The organism is Phenylobacterium sp., assembly GCF_031360265.1.
In the GTDB taxonomy this organism is placed as follows: domain Bacteria; phylum Pseudomonadota; class Alphaproteobacteria; order Caulobacterales; family Caulobacteraceae; genus Phenylobacterium.
In genome coordinates this window covers 1-16363 of sequence record NZ_JANMBF010000010.1, presented here as the reverse complement: position 1 = coordinate 16363, position 16363 = coordinate 1, and the positions used below count along the sequence as shown (strand labels likewise).

The 16363-nt window shown below is 68.9% G+C and carries 17 protein-coding genes; 2 read left to right on the top strand and 15 right to left on the bottom strand.

Features of this window, described 5'->3' with window-relative positions; all coding sequences use genetic code 11:
- From RMN86_RS00385 to RMN86_RS00330, 12 genes are all read right to left on the bottom strand, one after another.
- Positions 1 to 169: Hsp33 family molecular chaperone HslO (locus RMN86_RS00385; protein ID WP_309603839.1), on the bottom strand; the 169-nt coding region annotated here is incomplete at its 3' end.
- Positions 170 to 227: 58 nt separating this feature from the next.
- Complete coding sequence (locus RMN86_RS00380; protein WP_309603838.1) at positions 228 to 779, bottom strand: TIGR00645 family protein; 552 nt, start codon at positions 777 to 779, stop codon at positions 228 to 230.
- A 41-nt stretch (positions 780 to 820) separates the two neighbouring features.
- Positions 821 to 3202 (bottom strand): phenylalanine--tRNA ligase subunit beta, encoded by a 2382-nt coding sequence (pheT, locus tag RMN86_RS00375; protein ID WP_309603837.1) that lies wholly within the window; start codon positions 3200 to 3202, stop codon positions 821 to 823.
- 13 nt (positions 3203 to 3215) lie between these two features.
- Complete coding sequence (gene pheS / locus RMN86_RS00370; protein WP_309603836.1) at positions 3216 to 4337, bottom strand: phenylalanine--tRNA ligase subunit alpha; 1122 nt, start codon at positions 4335 to 4337, stop codon at positions 3216 to 3218.
- A gap of 153 nt (positions 4338 to 4490) precedes the next feature.
- Positions 4491 to 4847 (bottom strand): 50S ribosomal protein L20, encoded by a 357-nt coding sequence (rplT, locus tag RMN86_RS00365; protein ID WP_309603835.1) that lies wholly within the window; start codon positions 4845 to 4847, stop codon positions 4491 to 4493.
- A 12-nt stretch (positions 4848 to 4859) separates the two neighbouring features.
- Entirely contained in the window at positions 4860 to 5063 is a 204-nt protein-coding gene (rpmI, locus tag RMN86_RS00360) for a 50S ribosomal protein L35 (protein ID WP_293375785.1), read from the bottom strand.
- Positions 5064 to 5315: 252 nt separating this feature from the next.
- Entirely contained in the window at positions 5316 to 6512 is a 1197-nt protein-coding gene (locus tag RMN86_RS00355; RefSeq protein WP_309603834.1) for an MFS transporter, read from the bottom strand.
- Positions 6509 to 7741, bottom strand: coding sequence for an MFS transporter (locus RMN86_RS00350; RefSeq protein ID WP_309603833.1), 1233 nt, complete (start codon positions 7739 to 7741; stop codon positions 6509 to 6511). The genes RMN86_RS00355 and RMN86_RS00350 overlap by 4 nt, the downstream gene beginning before the upstream one ends.
- A 39-nt stretch (positions 7742 to 7780) precedes the next feature.
- Positions 7781 to 8623: a subclass B3 metallo-beta-lactamase gene (gene bla, locus RMN86_RS00345; protein WP_309603832.1), complete on the bottom strand. Its 843-nt coding sequence runs from the start codon at positions 8621 to 8623 to the stop codon at positions 7781 to 7783.
- Positions 8624 to 8661: 38 nt separating this feature from the next.
- Positions 8662 to 9183 carry a translation initiation factor IF-3 gene (gene infC, locus RMN86_RS00340; RefSeq protein ID WP_309603831.1) on the bottom strand — a complete coding sequence of 174 codons (522 nt, stop codon included), beginning with the start codon at positions 9181 to 9183 and terminating at the stop codon, positions 8662 to 8664.
- A 108-nt stretch (positions 9184 to 9291) separates the two neighbouring features.
- Complete coding sequence (locus RMN86_RS00335) at positions 9292 to 10281, bottom strand: glycosyltransferase family 9 protein (protein WP_309603830.1); 990 nt, start codon at positions 10279 to 10281, stop codon at positions 9292 to 9294.
- A complete protein-coding gene (locus RMN86_RS00330; protein WP_309603829.1) occupies positions 10281 to 11462 on the bottom strand; it encodes a glycosyltransferase family 4 protein in 1182 nt (393 codons plus the stop codon). Before RMN86_RS00330 ends, RMN86_RS00335 begins: the two co-directional genes overlap by 1 nt.
- 60 nt (positions 11463 to 11522) lie before the next feature.
- Between RMN86_RS00330 and RMN86_RS00325 the strand changes: the two genes are divergently transcribed.
- On the top strand, positions 11523 to 12311 hold the full coding sequence (locus tag RMN86_RS00325; RefSeq protein ID WP_309603828.1) for an alpha/beta hydrolase: 789 nt from the start codon (positions 11523 to 11525) through the stop codon (positions 12309 to 12311).
- Between the two features lie 10 nt (positions 12312 to 12321).
- Here the strand turns inward: RMN86_RS00325 and asnB are convergent, their stop codons facing one another.
- From asnB to RMN86_RS00310, 3 genes are all read right to left on the bottom strand, one after another.
- On the bottom strand, positions 12322 to 14091 hold the full coding sequence (gene asnB, locus RMN86_RS00320) for an asparagine synthase (glutamine-hydrolyzing) (protein WP_309603827.1): 1770 nt from the start codon (positions 14089 to 14091) through the stop codon (positions 12322 to 12324).
- 140 nt (positions 14092 to 14231) lie between these two features.
- A complete protein-coding gene (locus RMN86_RS00315) occupies positions 14232 to 15092 on the bottom strand; it encodes an SDR family oxidoreductase (RefSeq protein WP_309603826.1) in 861 nt (286 codons plus the stop codon).
- Positions 15093 to 15112: 20 nt separating this feature from the next.
- Complete coding sequence (locus RMN86_RS00310) at positions 15113 to 15982, bottom strand: UTP--glucose-1-phosphate uridylyltransferase (protein ID WP_309603825.1); 870 nt, start codon at positions 15980 to 15982, stop codon at positions 15113 to 15115.
- A 200-nt stretch (positions 15983 to 16182) separates the two neighbouring features.
- Here RMN86_RS00310 and RMN86_RS00305 point away from each other — a divergent pair.
- Positions 16183 to 16363, top strand: a 181-nt coding sequence (locus tag RMN86_RS00305) for a hypothetical protein (RefSeq protein ID WP_309603824.1), incomplete at its 3' end; no start/stop codon positions are given.

Sequence of the window (16363 nt, the reverse complement as noted above, 5' to 3'; positions counted from 1 at the left end):
CACAGGCCTCTCCCAGCAGGTTGGCCACCGGTTCGGGATAGTCGTGGGCGCGCAGGATCTCATCGACGGCCGGACCAAGCCGTGCGAGGCGCCCGCGCACCGGCTCGCCCTCGATCTGGAATGGCGCGACCTGATCGTCGGGGGCGGGGGAAAGCGAGCTGGACCTCATGGGCCGCGCATATAGGACCAACGCGGCGGCATTGCGAGCGCACCCGCGAACCTGCCCGTCAATGCTTGTCGGTCTTGCTGGCCAGCAGGTCCATCAGCGCCAGGAACACGCCGGAAACCACGAAGGTCAGGTGGATTCCCACCAGCCAGGCCAGGGTGCGGTCGGGGATCGCCTCGCCCTCGGCCAGCTTCATGAAGGCCCGCAGCAGGGCGATGGCGCTGATCGCCACGATGGAGGCGATCAGCTTCATCTTCAGGCCGGAGAAATCGACCTTGCCCATCCAGCCCGGCCGATCCTCGTCGTCGCCGGTGTCGATCTTGGAGACGAAATTCTCGTAGCCGGAGAAGATCACGATCAGCAGCAGGTTGCCGGCCAGCGACAGGTCGATGAGCGACAGGACCATCAGGATCGCCCCTTCGGGCGACATGGTCGCCACGTCGGCCAACTTGTGGATCGCCTCGTTGACGAAGACGATCAACAGCGCCGCCAGCGCCGCCACCAGGCCGAGGTAGAACGGCGCCATCAGCCAGCGCGAGCGGAACAGCCACAGCTCCAGCAGGCGCTCGAGCGCGGGTTTGCGATGCGGGCTGGTCGGCGTCTGCGGGGTCATCGCCGATAGATGGCGCGCCGGATGGCGGGGGGCAACGGCTTTCAGCTCCGCAGCTTGGCCCCCACCGCCTTGTCCGCCGCCGCCACGATGCGGGCCGACAGCGACTCGATCTCGGCGTCGGTCAGGGTTTTCTCGACGGGCTGGACGGTGACCTCGACGGCGACCGACTTCTGGCCCTCCGGCACGCCCTTGCCCTGGTAGACATCGAACACCCGGGCGCCGGCGATCAGCGATTTATCGACGCCCAAGATGGGGCGAACAAGGTCCCCTGCCGGGGTGTCGACGGCGACCAGGAAGGCGAAGTCCCGCGTCAGCGGCATCAGCGCCGAGAGCGCCAGGGCCGGTTTGGTCTTGGTGGGTTTCCGCTTGGGCTCGGGGATGGCGTCGAGGTTGAGCTCGAAGGCCAGCATGGGGCCGTCGGCGTCCAGCGCCTTGAGGATCGCCGGGTGCAGCTCGCCGAACTCGGCGATCACCGTCTTGGGCCCCAGCTGCAGGCGGGCCGAGCGGCCGGGGTGCCACCAGGCCGAGGCCTGGCCCTGGACGACCTGAAGGGGCGGCGCGCCCATCTCGTCCAGCAGGGCCATAAGGTCGGCTTTCAGCACAAACAGCGGGTCGGCCGGGACAGCGTCTTGGACGGCGTCCCAGCGCCTGGGCGGATGCGGCGCGATCAGGGCCGCGACCACGCTCGCCTGGTCCTGCGGCCGGTCGCCGCGGAAGATCGGACCCACCTCGAACAGCGCGACGTCGGGGAAACCCTGACGGGAGTTGCGGGCCGCCGCCTCGATCAGGTTCGGCAGCGCCGAGGGCCGCATGCAGTCGAGGTCCGAGGCGATAGGGTTGGAAAGCCTCAGCTTTTCGTCTCCGCCGCCGAACAGCTTGGCCCAGGCGGTGCGCATGAAGCTCCAGGTGACCGCCTCGGCATAGCCGCGCGCGGCCATGACGCGTCGGGCGGTGCGCATGCGGGTCTGGCGGACGGTCAGCACGCCGCCGACCGGCCGCGGCATTTCCGGCAGAGGCGTCGAAGGCAGTGCGGCGAAGCCCTCGATGCGGGCCACCTCCTCGACCAGGTCGGCCTTGCCGTCGACATCGCGCCGCCACGACGGCGGGGTGACCATCTCGCCGTGCACGGCAAAGCCCAGGTCCGTCAGGATCGCGTCGATCCGCGCGTCGGCCACCGTCAGGCCCGACAGCTTTTGCACGTAGGCATGGTCGAATTCGACAGCCGCAGGCGGCGCGGGCGGGGCGCCCGCCACCCGGATCTCCGACGCCTCGCCGCCGCAGAGATCGAGGATCAGCCGCGTAGCCAGCTCCAGACCGGGGACCACGAACTCAGGGTCGACGCCGCGGGCGAAGCGGTACTGGGCGTCCGACGTGATGCCCAGCGTGCGGCCCGCCTGGGCCGTGCGGATCGGGTCGAACCAGGCGCACTCGACGAAGACGTCGGTGGTGGTCTCGCTGACCTTGGTGGACTCCCCGCCCATCACCCCGCCCAGGCCGATGGCGCCGGAGCCGTCGGCGATGACGCAGATCTCTGGTGTGACGGCGTAGGTCTTGCCGTCCAGGGCTTCCAGCGTCTCGCCCTCGCGGCCCAGGCGGGCCTCGACGAAGCCGCCGGTGAGCCTGGCGGCGTCATAGACGTGCAAGGGCCGGCAGCGGTCGTAGGACATCAGGTTGGTGACATCGACGAGCGCGCTGATGGGCCGCAGGCCCACGGCCAGCAGCCGCTGTTGCAGCCAGGCCGGCGAGGCGGCGTTGGTGACGCCCCTGATCAGTCGACCGGCGAACACCGGGCAAGCGTCGCCATCGACGCGGATCTCGATGGTCGCCGGGAACTTGCCGGGGACCGGCGCGACGGCGGGGTCCTTCAGTCGGCCCAGGCCGGCGGCGGCCAGGTCGCGGGCGATGCCGACCACGCCCAGCCAGTCGGGGCGATTGGGCGTGACCTCGAAGTCGATCACCGCCTCCAGGCCCAGCGCCATGGCCGCCGGCGTGCCCACTGACAGGCTGTCGTCCAGCTCGAGGACCCCGTCGGACTCGCTGGCGGTCCGCAGTTCGGCGGCCGAGCAGAGCATGCCGTTGGAGACCACGCCGCGTACCGGCCGGGCCTCCAGCGTGATCCCGGAGCCGGGCACGAAGGCGCCCAGCGGGGCGTAGATCGTGGTCAGGCCGGCCCGCGCGTTGGGCGCCCCGCAGACGATCTCCTTGCGGCCGTCGACGGTATCCACCTGGCAGACCCGCAGGCGGTCGGCGTTGGGGTGCTGGCGGGCCTCGACGATCCTGGCCACCGAGAAGGCGGCCAGCTGGGACGCGGGATCGTCCACATGCTCGACCTCCAGACCGGCCATGGTCATGGCGGCCACCACCTCGCCGGCGGTGGCGGTGGTGTCGAGGTGCTGCTTGAGCCAGGAGAGGGTGAATTTCATGGTCTGCCCTCCCTCAGCTCAGGCCGGTGGCGGGATTGGGCGCGGCGAAGGCCGAGAAGCCATAGTGGTCCAGCCAGCGGACGTCGGAGGCGAACATGTCGCGCAGGTCCGGCACGCCGTATTTCAGCATCCCCAGCCGGTCGATGCCGAAGCCGAAGGCGAAGCCCTGCCAGACGTCCGGGTCGAGGCCACAGGTCCGCAGCACATTGGGATGCACCATCCCGCAGCCGACGATCTCCATCCAGTCGTCGCCCTGGCCGATCTTGATGTCCGCGCCCGAGCGGTCGCATTTGACGTCCATCTCCGCGCTCGGCTCGGTGAACGGGAAGTGGTGCGGGCGGAAGCGGGTCTCCACCAGCGGCGTCTCGAAATAGCGCGCGATGAAGGTCTCCAGCGTCCACTTCAGGTGGCCCATGTGGATGGCCCGGTCGATCACCAGGCCTTCCAGCTGGTGGAACATCGGCGTGTGGGTGGCGTCTGAGTCCGAGCGATAGGTGCGGCCCGGCACGATGATGCGGATCGGCGGCTCGCCGCCGTTCGGCGGGCCGTTGGCGATCCAGCCCGGCAGCGCCTGGTTGGTGCGCTGCATGGTGCGGATCTGCACGGGACTGGTGTGGGTGCGCAGCACCTTGCGCTCGCCGTGCTCGTCTTGCGGCAGCCAGAAGGTGTCGTGCATCTCCCGCGCAGGATGCTTGGGCGGGAAGTTGAGCGCGGTGAAGTTGTGGAAGTCGTCCTCGATGTCGGGGCCTTCCGCCAGGCCAAACCCCATCTCGGCGAAGATGGCGATCATCTCGTCCTGCACCTGCATCGTCGGATGCACCCGACCGCGGCGTTCGGGCGGCGGCGGCAGGGTCAGGTCCACATGCTCGGCAGCCAGTCTGGCGTCGAGCTCGCCGGCCTCCAGCTCAGCCTTGCGCTCGGCGATCGCAGCCCCGATCCGGTCGCGCAGGCCATTGATCAGCGGACCGCGCTCGCGGCGTTCGTCCGGGCTCATCGCCCCCCGGGTCTTGAGCAGGTCGGAAATCGAGCCGGACTTGCCGAGCGCGGCGTCCCGAACCGCCTCCAGGGCGGCGGCGTCGGGGGCGGCGGCGATCAGCGCGGAGAGGTCCGCTTCGAGTTTGGTCAGATCGGTCATGGGCTTCGGTTCTTAGAGGGGCTGAGGACGAAGGGAAATCCCTGCCTCCCCCGCGCAGCGGCGGGAGGCAGGCGGATGGCGCGCAGCAAAAAGCCCTCCGGCGGTTCAGGCCGAAGGGCTTTGAGATTGCTTCAGGAGCAGGGCTCCAGGCGATCAAGCCAGCGCGGCGCGAACCTTTTCGGCGATGGCCTTGAACGCGGCTGGGTCGGCGCCGGCGATGTCGGCGAGGACCTTGCGGTCCATTTCGATCCCGGCCAGGTCAAGGCCGTGGATAAATCGGGCGTAGGTCATGCCCTCTTCGCGCGCCGCGGCGTTGATCCGCTGGATCCACAGCGAACGGAACGCCCGCTTGCGGACCTTGCGGTCGCGGTAGGCGTACTGGCCGGCCTTGTCCACGGCCGCCTTGGCGGTGCGGATGGTGTTCTTGCGGCGCCCGTAGAAGCCCTTGGCCTGTGCGAGAACCTTCTTGTGACGTGCGTGGGCGGTGACGCCCCTCTTTACGCGAGCCATCTGTCAGAGCTCCTAGCTGAGGCCGTAGGGAAGGAATATCTTGATGATCTTGGCGTCGGACGCGCTCATCACCTTCGTTCCACGGTTCTGACGGATGTACTTGGCGTTGTGGCTGAGCAGGCGGTGACGCTTGCCGGCCACACCGGCCTTGATCTTTCCGGTCGCAGTGAGTTTGAAGCGCTTCTTGGCGCCTGATTTGGTCTTCAGTTTCGGCATTTCTCTGCGGAGCCGCGAAGCCCCGTCCTCTGGCGTATTGATGAGCCGCCCTGGCATGCCATGGGCCAGGCGGCTCCGAAGGGTGGGGCTAGTAGGGGAAACGGGCGCGGAAGGCAAGATGGGGCGTGCTTCCTTTGGGTCATCCCGGTTTCGCGAAGCGAAGACCGGCGACTGTATTGGGCCAAACCCGCTTGACCCAATACAGTCGCCGGACACGTCGCTGGCGCGGCGTTCCGGGATGACATGCCTTGGTCAGGAGATCGCCCGCACCCGCCTGCGCACCTGCCCGGCGAACCACAGCCCCGGCAGGATCAGCAGGGCCGCCATGGCGAAGGGCGCGCCGGGGGCGACCAGGGAGAACAGCTGGCCCGCCAGCACCGGGCCGCCGATGCGGGCCAGCGCCATGCCGCTCATGTTCAGGCCCAGCATCTCGCCCTGGCGGTCGGGCGGGGCGGCGCGCGAGATCAGGGCGGTGAGGTTGGGAAAGCAGATCGACTGGCCGATGCAGACCAGCGCGAACCCCAGCACCGCCACCGGCCAGCTCGGGGACAGCCACTGGACCACCAGGCCAAGGCCCATGAACACCAGGCCGCCGGTCAGCGTCCGGGGCTCGCCATAGCGGCGCACCAGCCGGCCCGACAGCCAGCCCTGGCAGAACGCCCCCAAGAGGCCGATGATCATGAATGCCAAGCCGATCTGGCGCGGACCCCAGCCGAAGCGGGCCTGGGTCCACAGGCCGTAGGTCGCCTCGATGCCGGCGAACCCCACAACGACGATGCCGCTGATCAGCAGGATGCGACTGATCACCGGGTGCGCCCAGGCTTCCTTCAGACCCTCCAGACGTGGACGCTGCGGGGCGCGCGTCGAGGGGTCGGGCCGGCTCTCGCGCACGAACACCACCACCGCCAGCGCCGAGGCCAGCGCGAAGCCCGCCGCCACCAGCAGCGGCAGCTGGAAGCCCAGCGCGCCCCGGCTGGGCTGGGCCAGCAGGCCGCCGATCGCCGGGCCGGTGGTAAAGCCGGCGCTGAACGCCGCGCCCATGATCCCCATCCGCCCAGCGCGCTTTTCGGGTGGGGTGATGTCGGCCATCGCCCCCTGCAGGGTCGAGATATTGCCGGCGAAGAGGCCGGTGGCGAAGCGGATGGCGAAGGCTGCCCAGATGTTCGGGGCGAAGGCCAGCCCCGCGTAGCTGACCGCCACCGCGGCGATGGTGACGATCAGCACCGGCTTGCGCCCGATGCGGTCCGACAGCCGGCCCCAGAACGGTTCGCCGAGGAACTGACCGAAGGAGAAGGCCGAGAACATCAGGGTGACCTGCCAGGCCGGCGCGTTGAACGCCCTGGCGAAGAACGGCAGCAGCGGGATCACCAGCCCGAAGCCGGCGATCATCAGGAAGATGACGCTGAGCAGCACGATCAGCGACCGGCGCTCTTCCGCCCCGGCGCTCATGGTCCATGGCCCTGGACCTGGCGCGGCGGCGCCCGGCGCGCGGCGCTCAGCGCCAGCAGGATTGCCGGCGCGACGATCAGCGCGCCCTGCCAGAACGGGGCGTTGATGCTGATCCCGGCGAAGGTCAGCCCGGCGCTGAGCGGCCCGACGAACCGGGCAAAGGCGCCGGCGGCATTGTTCAGCCCCAGGATCTGGCCCTGGCGGTGCGGATCGGCGGTGCGCGAAATCAGCGCGCCGACATTGGGCCAGGCCACCGACTGGCCGATGGCGGTGACGCACATCAGGGAGGTGGTCATGACCAGGCCGTTGGAGAACGGCTGCAGGGCTGATCCCAGCGCGGTGACCCCCATGCCAATGGCCAGCATCCGGCCCTCCCCGAACCGTTCGGAGAGCGGGCCGGTGATGAAGAACTGGGTGGTCGCGGCGACCACGCCGACGGCGGCGAAACAGACGCTGATCTGCCGCGGGCCCCAGCCGAAGCGGGCCTGGCCCCACAGGCCGAAGGTTGATTCGATGCCGGTGAAGGCAAAGCCCACCAGGAAGGTCAGCAGCATCAGCCGCCCGATCACCGGATGGCGCACCGCCTCGCCGATCGCCGACCAGCGGCTGGGCCGGTGGCTGATCGAGCGGTCGCGCACCTTGCTCTCGCGGATGAACAGAACGATCCCGATCACCGCCACGGCCGACAGCGCCGCGGCAATGAACAGGGGAATGCGAAACCCGATGGGGCCGATGTCGGTATGGGCGAATGCGCCGCCGACCGCCGGCCCGACGATCATGCCGACGTTCCAGGCCGCGCCCTGCCGCGAGAGCATCCGCGCCCGCCGCTCGGGCGGGGTGACGTCGGCGATATAGCCCTGGATCACCGCGCCGTTGCCGCTGGCCATCCCACCCAGGAAGCGGATGACGAAGGCCGCGGCGACATTCGGCGCGAAAGCCAGCGCCAGATAGCACAGGCAGTTGCCGGTAATCGTCGAGATCAATAGCGGTTTTCGGCCATATTTGTCGCTGAGCCGGCCCCAGAACGGCTCTCCGAAGAAGCCGCCCATGGCGTAGGCCGAGAAGATCAGCGCGATCTGCCACGGCTGCGCGTGCATCGACTTGGCATAGAACGGCAGCAACGGGACGATGATCCCGAAGCCCAGCATGTTGATGAAGATGACGGCGATCAGCGACGGCGCGGCCCAGCGGGACGGCGTCGACGCCTCCCGCGGCGCTAAGTCGGACATGGGCGGGGTCGTAGGCCCGTCGCCACCGCTCGGCAAGGATCAGAGTGCGGCTTCGCTCTGTTGGCTCGCGAGCGTGGCTTTGAAGTCTACGTAACCCTTGTCGAACCAGGTCTTGCAGCCGGCGGGGTCGACGAAGGCGTCGGTCTTGCCGGCCAGCAGGGCCGCGCGCTTGGCCTGCATGTCGAAGAAGATCCCGTGGCTGCCCAGGAACACCTCGCAAGGGGCGCTCCGCCAAAAGGCGTAGCTCTTCTCGTAGTCCGCCGCGATGCCGGGATAGGACTCGTGGGCGGCGTCCAGCCGGTAGGGCGGCAGGATCGAGTTGGAACAGAGGATCAGGGCCTGGCGGAGCCTGCCGGCGACCCTCACCGGCAGCGTCCAGGTGGTGCAGCCCCGCGTGTGGCCAGGTGTCAGGTGGGCGGTCATCGTCACCCCGCCAAGGCTGATCGCCTGACCGTCGACAAGCGTCCGATCCGGCGTCACCGGCGGATAGGGCGCCCTGTCCTTGAGGCCGAAGTCGCCCTTGCCGCCACGGGCCATCAGGGCGCCGTCCAGCGGGCTGGCGTAGAGCGTCGCGCCGGTCTCGCGTTTCAGCTGGGCCAGGCCGCCGGCGTGGTCGAGATGGCCGTGGGTGCTGAGCAGGATCTTGATGGCCTTTGGGTCGAAGCCCAGCGTCCGGATATTGGCCAGGATCTGGGGGGCGGTCGTGTCGTAGCCACCGTCGAGCAGGATCAGCCCGCCCTTGGTCTTGAACAGGTACGAAGCGATGTCCGAGGCGCCGACATAGTAGACTCCATCAGCGATCTCGAATGGCGCCATCGGGTCGTTGTCGTGCGGTGCGGCCTGCGCCGGATTCGAGCCTGAAAACGCGAGAGCGGCCGCCACGAGGGCGACCGCTCCCAGACGTTCCAGGCCGTGACGCTTCACCGCGGCGCCAGGATCATGATCATCTGGCGGCCTTCCATGCGCGGCTCGTATTCGCACTTGGCGATGGTTTCGAAATCCACGCGGACCTTTTGCAGCAGCTTCATGCCGAGCTCCGGGTGGGCCAGTTCGCGGCCTCGGAAGCGCAGCGTCACCTTCACCTTGTCGCCCTCTTCGAAGAAGCGGACCATCGAACGCTGCTTGACCTCATAGTCGTGCGTATCGATGTTCGGGCGGAGCTTGATCTCCTTGATTTCCTGAACCTTCTGCCGCTTTCTCGCCTCGTTCTTCTTCTTCTGTTCCTGGAATTTGAACTTGCCGTAGTCCAGGATCTTGCAGACGGGCGGATCGGCGTTGGGCACGATCTCAACCAGATCGAGACCGGCCTCTTCGGCGGCTTCGAGGGCGGAAGAGGTGGGCATCACACCCTGCTTTTCTCCGGCCTGGTCGATCAGCAGGACCTTGGGGACGCGGATTTCATCATTGATGCGCAGCCCGTCCTTGACGGGGGGGGCGTTCATGGGACGGCGAATAGGCGGGGCTCCTAGGACTGTTTCAAGGCGATACGCCGGACGCGCCAGCGCGCTCCGGTCGTCTCGGACTGTATATGATCGCAGGCGCCGGCGCTATCAAGCCGCACCCTTGGCCGCCGTCGTCAGGGCCGCGGCGGCCTGCGCCACTTTGGCCACAGGCAATTCCGACAGGTTTTCGGCTCGCAGCACAGCCACCTTGCCGCGCGGCGCGGACAGCGCGGGGTCTGAAGCGCTGGAGAACAGCACCACGGTCGGCGCGCCGGCGGCGGCGGCCAACTGCAGCGGGCCGGTATCGTTGCCGACGGCCAGCGCCGCCTTGGCGCCCAGCACCGCGATGCGGGCGAAGTCGGTGCGGCCGGTGAGGTCGCGGGCGCGCGGCACCTGGCGCTGGATCGCCTGCGCCAGGGCCGCTTCCGGCGGTCCGCCGATCACCACGATGTCGAGGCCGCGTGCATAGAGGATGCGGGCAAGCTCGCCGTACTTCTCGACCGGCCAGCGCTTTTCCGGCCGGTGCGCCGAGCCGCCGGGCACGAACATGGCGTAGGGCCTGGGCTTCACTCCGCCGGCAGGGGGCCGCTCTCCGGGCGCGGTGGCCAGCACCCAGGAGAGGTCGGGGCCGGGCGCGGTCCCCGGCGCGGTGGGCGCGTCGGGCCAGATGCCGGCGTACATAAGCTGGTCGGCCTGGCGCTCCAGCGTGTGCATCTGGTCCCTCAGGCGGTTGCGGTGCGGCAGGGAACAGCCCATGGCGATCCCCGACCACGCGGGGGGGCTGGGCCGCATGAGCTGGAAGATCCGGTTCGACCGGGCCGAGGTCTGCAGGTCGTAGACGCAGGCATAGCCCACGGCGCGCAGGCGCTTGCGCAGCGCCAGCCACTGGGCGAGCCCTTGCGGTCGTCCATCGGTGTGGACCGCGTTGAAATAGGGCGACGCCCTGGCCAGCGCCTCGAATGGCGGAGTGGTCAAGAGAGTGATGTGGGCCTTGGGGTGAGCCTGGCGAATCCGCTTCATCGCCGCCAGCGCCAGCACGAAGTCGCCGAGCGCCGAGAGCTTGATCACCAGGATCTTCTGCACCTCGCGCCGGGCCATCAAGGGACCTCATCGCGCCCGTGACGGGCAGCCAGAACCCGCGCGTAGGCGTCCAGCGTCGCGGCGCACATGGCGTCGACACGATAGAGCTGGCGGACACGGTTCATGCCGGACCGGCCCATCTCGCCGCGTCGCTCGCCGCCGATGTCGATGGCGCGCACCATGGCGGCGGCCCAGGCGTCGGGGTCGCCCGGCGCGACCAGCCAGCCCGATACCCCGTCGGCCACCGTCTCCACCGTGCCGCCGTGGGCCGAGGCGATCACCGGCCGGCCCATGGCCTGCGGCTCCACCGCCGCGCGGCCGAAGGATTCTGGAACGGTGGTGGGCAGGATGGCGATGTCGGCCAGGCGGTAGGCCGCCGGCATGTCGTCGCAATGGCCGACGATGCGGATCCGGTCGGCCAGACCCGCGCGGCCGATGGCCTGGGTCAGTTCCTCGCCATAACCGGTGCGGCCCTGATCGTCGCCGGCGAAGACGATGACGAAATCCTCGCGGCCCCTGGCCTTGATCCGCGCCGCGGCCTCGATGATCGTCAGATGGCCCTTGATCCGCGTTAGACGCCCGGCCAGCAGGAAATGGGTCCGGGGGTCGCCGGCTACGAGCCCCCAGCTCTGCCGCAACCTTTCCAGCCGCCCCGGCGTCACCGCCGAGATGTCGAACCGGTCGAGGTCGATGCCACGCGGGATGGCCACGACTTTTCCCGGATCCACCCGATGGGCGGCCAGGACGTGGGCGCGGGTGTAGTCGGAATTGGCGATCACCAGGTCGCCGCGGGTCATCACCGAATTGTACCAGCGCTTGACGCGGGACCTGGCCTTGTAGACCCCATGATAGGTAGCCACGAACGGCGTGTTCGTCGCCTGGGCGGCCCAAAGGGCCGAGAACGCCGGGGCGCGGGACCGGGCATGGACCAGGCTGACCTTCTCGCGCCGGATCAGCTGCGCCAGCCGTGCGGCGTTGCCCAGGATCACCAGCGGATTCTTCGATTGCACGGGCATTGCCGCCAGCCGCCCGCCCTCGGCCTCGAGCCGGGCGGCCATGCGTCCGCCGCGGCTGGCGACCAGGGCCTTGCCGCCGGCTTCGACCACCGCGCGCGCCACATCGATCGTCGTCTGTTCCGCGCCACCGGTTTCCAGCTCCGGGATGACCTGCAGAAGGGTGAAGTCGGGAGGAAGCGCCACACCCCTCCCATACCGCGAAACGGGGTGGCGTAAAGGCCGCCTGGGGCTATGAGCCCAGGGATGGACGAGACCACCGGCCGACTCGATCGCGGGGATGGCGAGACCCTGGCCTGGCGCCGCGTCGCGGGCGCGGCGCCGACGGTGGTCTGGCTTGGCGGATTTCGCTCCGATATGTCGGGCGCCAAGGCGCAGGCGCTGGCCGACTGGGCGCGGGACGCCGGCCGCGCCTTCCTGCGTTTCGACTATCTGGGCCATGGCGAGTCGAGCGGCGACTTCCGGGCCAAGGGAACCATCACCCGCTGGCGCGCCGACGCCCTGGCGGTGTTGGACGAGCTTGTCGAGGGGCCGGTGGTGCTGGTGGGATCGTCGATGGGCGGCTGGATCGCCTGCCTGGCGGCCTTGGCGCGGCGCGGCCGGGTGGCGGGGCTCGTGCTGGTCGCCCCGGCGGCGGACTTCACCGAGACCCTGATGAGACCGGGGATCCCACCGGAGGGCCACGTGGCGCTGGCCGCCGACGGGGCCTGGCTGCGACCGTCGGCCTACGGCGATCCCTATCCGATCACGCGGGCGCTGCTGGAGGACGGCGCGCGCTGGTCGATCCTGCCGGGCCCTGTCCCCATCGAGGTCCCGGTGCGCATACTTCAGGGCGGCGCCGATCCGGACGTGCCCTGGCGGCACGCACTGCACCTTGCTCACGCGCTGAACGGCCCAGACGTGATCTTCACGCTGATCAAGGACGGCGATCACAGGCTGTCGCGACCGCGCGACATCAGCCGGCTGATCGCAGCCGTGGCGGACCTCGACGAGCAGGCTGACCTGGGAGGCGGCTCAGGATTCGATCACCGGTGATCGCGACGGATCAGGCTTGCCCGGCGAGGCACGCCAGGGTGTCGCCATCCGGAGCAACGCCGCGGATATGCTGCCGGTGCCAAAGGGCGAAGAACAGCAACGTCCACGCGGCCTCGAGGTCGCGGTCATTGTCACTGAGGAACAACCGCTCCACAGCCTGCGGGTGGCAAAGCTCGTCAATCGCGGCATCGGCCGCGACCAGCGGGCCGAGGCGCTCGCCCGCGGCGCGCAACCAGGCGAGATAAGGGGGCGTAAAGCCCTTCTTGCGCGCGAAACAGTCATCTTGCGGGGCCTGCCGGTCCAGCCAGCGGCGCAGTAAATATTTGCCGCGTCGGTTCTTTATCTGCAGCGATTTTGGGAGGACGAACCCGAAGTCGGCGATCTGTCGGTCAAGAAAGGGTGTTCGCCCTTCCAGGCCGTGAGCCATCAGGCTGCGGTCGAGTTTGGTGAGAAGGCCATGTGCCAGGAAGTCCGCGCAATCCGTGGCCTGGGCGATCTGTAAACGGCTGCGGCCACCGATGCGGCTGGCGCGTTCGGACTCGGCAAGACCGTCGCGCCAACCGGTAGGCTCTTCGCGCAAAACGCCGGCGCCGGAAAACGGCCCTCTGCGTCGCCGTTGGCGCCCAGCCAGCCACCACGGCCGGCTCTGGCGCCGGTAACGACTGTAGCCGGCGAAGATCTCATCGCCCCCTTCGCCACAGAGTACGACCTTGACGTCCTTGGCCGCCTCGCGGGCCAGGATGAAGGTTGGCACGCTCGCGGCGTCAGCGGTCGGATCATCCATCCGGGCGGCTACAGACGGCAGGGCTGACCAGAAGCTCTCCGCGGTCACCTCGACCCGGGTCGTTCGCGCCCCGAACAACAGCGCCGCCTTATGAGCGCTGGGGTATTCGTCTGGCACTGAGGTGTTGGGGAACGAAGCGGTATAGGCTCGAACCCCAGCTGTCCCGAGGCGGGCCATGCAGGCCAAAATCGCGCGGCTGTCGATTCCGCCGGAGAGGAAGATACCGTAAGGCACGTCGCTGCGCTGGTGGATCTGGACGCTGTCCATCAGCCGCTGGTCCAGCTGTTCCAGAGCATCGCCCTCGTCGAGCGCCGCCAGCGGCGGCGCCTCTGGAAGAGCTTGTTGAATCGTTCGACTGACAACCCCTCCCCCATTGAAGACCAGGGTCTCGCCGGGCAGCAGTCGCCTTACGCCCTTGAACGCGGTTTGCGCCCCGGTGATGAATTGCAGTTGCAGCAGTTCCCGGCTCGCCTGTGGCTCAAGCTCGGCGACCACCAGGCCTGCCGCCACGAGGGCCTGCGGCTCTGAAGCGAAGGCGATGCAACTGGCCGTTTCGGCATAGTAGAGTGGCTTGATACCAAACGGGTCGCGGGACAGAATGAGATTTCCCTTGGTCGGGTCGTAGAGCGCGAACGCATACATCCCACGAAGATGCTGGACGAATCCGGCTCTCTGCCGGTTGTAGAGGTGGAGGATGGTCTCGCAGTCAGACGCCGTCGCATGGCGTACGTCGGACAGCAGACCGCGACGCAGTTCGACATAGTTGTAGATTTCGGCGTTTGCCACGAGAACCGTGCCCTGGGGTCCGAAGAGCGGTTGCGCGCCAGTCTTCAAATCGATGACCGAAAGCCGACGATGGACGAAGCCGACGCCGCCGGCGACATACCGTCCGGCCCCATCCGGCCCGCGATGCAGCAACGCCCGTTCCAGCTTGTCCAGGACCGCCGCCGGCGGGGTGGAGCCATCGCGCATCATGACACCAGCAATTCCACACATGGCGCCCCCTTTAGGCCGGCGAGACCCGCGGTGACGCTGATCGCAGCATCAGCTCGCACGGTGCGACCGATCGAGACATCTACGTGCGGCTGAGGAGAAGCGCGAGCGCTATCCCGGTCGTGTCCCGGCGGGTGGTGTCGCTAGCCGCCCGCGTCGAGGATCGCCGCCAGCCCCTCCCGATAGGTCGGATAGGCCGGCCGCCAACCCAGCTCGGCCTTGGCGCGGGCGTTGGAGACGCGTTTGCTCTCGGCGTAGAAGCGGCGCCCCATGGGCGACAGGCCGGCCTCGGCGAGGGTCACCTCCGGCGGCGGCGGCAGGCCGAGCAGGCCGGCCGCATGGGCAATGACTTCGGTGTTGGGGCAGGGTTGGTCGTCGCACAGATTGTAGATTCCGGCGGCGCGGGGCCGGGCGATCGACGCGGCGAGCCCGGCGGCCAGATCGTCCACATGAATGCGCGAAAACACCTGTCCGGGCGCCGCGATGCGACGCGCCTCACCGGCGCGCAGCCGGTCCAGCGCCGAGCGGCCAGGACCGTAGATGCCGGGCAGGCGGAACACCGTCACGGTCAGCCCCATGCCGCGGCCGACGTCCAGCCAGTCGCGCTCCGCCCTGACACGGCGTGCGCCCTCAAGGGACTGGGCGTTGAGCGGGCTCTGCTCGGTGACCCATCCGCCGCGACGGTCGCCATAGACGCCCGTGGTTGAGAGGTAGCCCGTCCAGTCTGGAAACGCCCTGGCGCGGGCCAGTTGCGGGACCAGCGCCTGCAGTCCCGGGCAGCGAGCGGCGTCTGGCGCCGCGGTGATCAGCAGCGCCTGGGTCTGCGCCAGGGCGCCGGCCAGGCCGTCTGCATCGCCGAGCGCGACGGCCTCGACACCCTGTGATCGCAGGCGCGCGACGCCGGCTGCGTCGCGCGCGGTGGCGCCGATCGTCCAGCCCCGCGGGATCAGCCTGCGGGCCAGCGCCTGCGCCGAAAACCCGTAGCCGAAGACGAACAGGCGCATCGGCGGACCCCGCTCTGCGTCTAAAGCAGCGCCCGGATCGCCGCGCGCGCCGCCTCGGCGACGTCGGGTCGGCGCAAGGCGAAGGCGACATTGGCGCGCAGCAGGCCGATCTTGTCGCCACAGTCGTAGGTGGTCCCCTCATATTCCAGGGCGTGAAAGTCCTGGCGGCCCATCAGGGTCGCCATCGCGTCGGTGAGCTGGATTTCCCCCCCCGCGCCACGCGGCTGGGTCTCCAGGATCTCGAAGATTTCCGGCTGCAGAACATAGCGGCCGGAAATGAACAGGTTCGACGGCTCGGTCCCAGGCGCGGGCTTCTCGACCATGCCGGTCATGCGGTTGAGGCGCCCGTCGCGACCGTCGAGCGCGACGATCCCGTACTTGTGAGCCTCGCCCTGCGGAACCGGCTCGACGACGATGATGTTGCCGCCAACCTGGTCATGGGCGGCAACCGCCTGGGCCAGCGCCGGGGTTTCGGCGGCCATCAGCATGTCGGGCAGGATCACCGCGAAGGGCTCCGCGCCGACGATGTCGCGGGCGCACCAGACAGCGTGGCCGAGGCCCAGTGGGGCCATCTGGCGCACGAAGCTCATCTCGCCGGGCCTGGCCAGGTCGCGCAGAACCTCGGCAAGGATCTCGGTCTTGCCCTTGGCCTCTAGCTGCGATTCGAGTTCGGGATGGTGGTCGAAGTAGTCCTCAATGGCGCCCTTGCCGCGTCCGGTGACGAAGACGAAGTGCTCGATGCCCGCGGCGCGGCCTTCCTCGACGATGTAGGACAGGATCGGGCGGTCGAAGATGTTCAGCATCTCCTTCGGCGTGGTCTTGGCGCCCGGCAGCACCCGGGTTCCCAGGCCCGCCACCGGCAGCACCGCCTTGCGCACACGCTTGCTCATCAATGCCCTCCGACGCCCTTTGGCGCCGCCTGCGCCGACCTGTTCAGGCGGACTAGATGACGCGGGACTTGAAATCCACCGCAAGTGCGACGAAAAGGCGTCTCGGACGCATGATCACGATTTCGGGAATTCACGAAGCCGTGTATGAGTCGTCCTTTATCGGGGGATCGTCCTCCATAGTCCTCCAGGGGAGAAATTCCATGAACATGCGTATCCTTACCTCCGTCGCCGTCGCCGCCGGTCTGGCCCTGAGCCTGTCCGCCTGCGCCAAGAAGGCCGATGAAGCCGCTGCCCCGGCCGCTGACGCCGCCGCCGCTGCTGCCCCGGCCGCTGCCGAAGCCGCTGCTCCGGCCGCCGCCGCCGCTGCTGCCCCCGCCGCTG

Bases quoted from the DNA above. Each gene is read 5' to 3' on its own strand.
- RMN86_RS00335 (WP_309603830.1), bottom strand. From the start codon at position 10,281: ATGGCCCGGCGCGAGGTGCAGAAGATCCTGGTGATCAAGCTCTCGGCG.
- pheT (WP_309603837.1), bottom strand. From the start codon at position 3,202: ATGAAATTCACCCTCTCCTGGCTCAAGCAGCACCTCGACACCACCGCC.
- infC (WP_309603831.1), bottom strand. From the start codon at position 9,183: ATGAACGCCCCCCCCGTCAAGGACGGGCTGCGCATCAATGATGAAATC.
- RMN86_RS00310 (WP_309603825.1), bottom strand. From the start codon at position 15,982: ATGAGCAAGCGTGTGCGCAAGGCGGTGCTGCCGGTGGCGGGCCTGGGA.
- RMN86_RS00325 (WP_309603828.1), top strand. From the start codon at position 11,523: ATGGACGAGACCACCGGCCGACTCGATCGCGGGGATGGCGAGACCCTG.
- asnB (WP_309603827.1), bottom strand. From the start codon at position 14,091: ATGTGTGGAATTGCTGGTGTCATGATGCGCGATGGCTCCACCCCGCCG.
- RMN86_RS00315 (WP_309603826.1), bottom strand. From the start codon at position 15,092: ATGCGCCTGTTCGTCTTCGGCTACGGGTTTTCGGCGCAGGCGCTGGCC.
- RMN86_RS00355 (WP_309603834.1), bottom strand. From the start codon at position 6,512: ATGAGCGCCGGGGCGGAAGAGCGCCGGTCGCTGATCGTGCTGCTCAGC.
- RMN86_RS00380 (WP_309603838.1), bottom strand. From the start codon at position 779: ATGACCCCGCAGACGCCGACCAGCCCGCATCGCAAACCCGCGCTCGAG.
- pheS (WP_309603836.1), bottom strand. From the start codon at position 4,337: ATGACCGATCTGACCAAACTCGAAGCGGACCTCTCCGCGCTGATCGCC.
- RMN86_RS00350 (WP_309603833.1), bottom strand. From the start codon at position 7,741: ATGTCCGACTTAGCGCCGCGGGAGGCGTCGACGCCGTCCCGCTGGGCC.
- rpmI (WP_293375785.1), bottom strand. From the start codon at position 5,063: ATGCCGAAACTGAAGACCAAATCAGGCGCCAAGAAGCGCTTCAAACTC.
- rplT (WP_309603835.1), bottom strand. From the start codon at position 4,847: ATGGCTCGCGTAAAGAGGGGCGTCACCGCCCACGCACGTCACAAGAAG.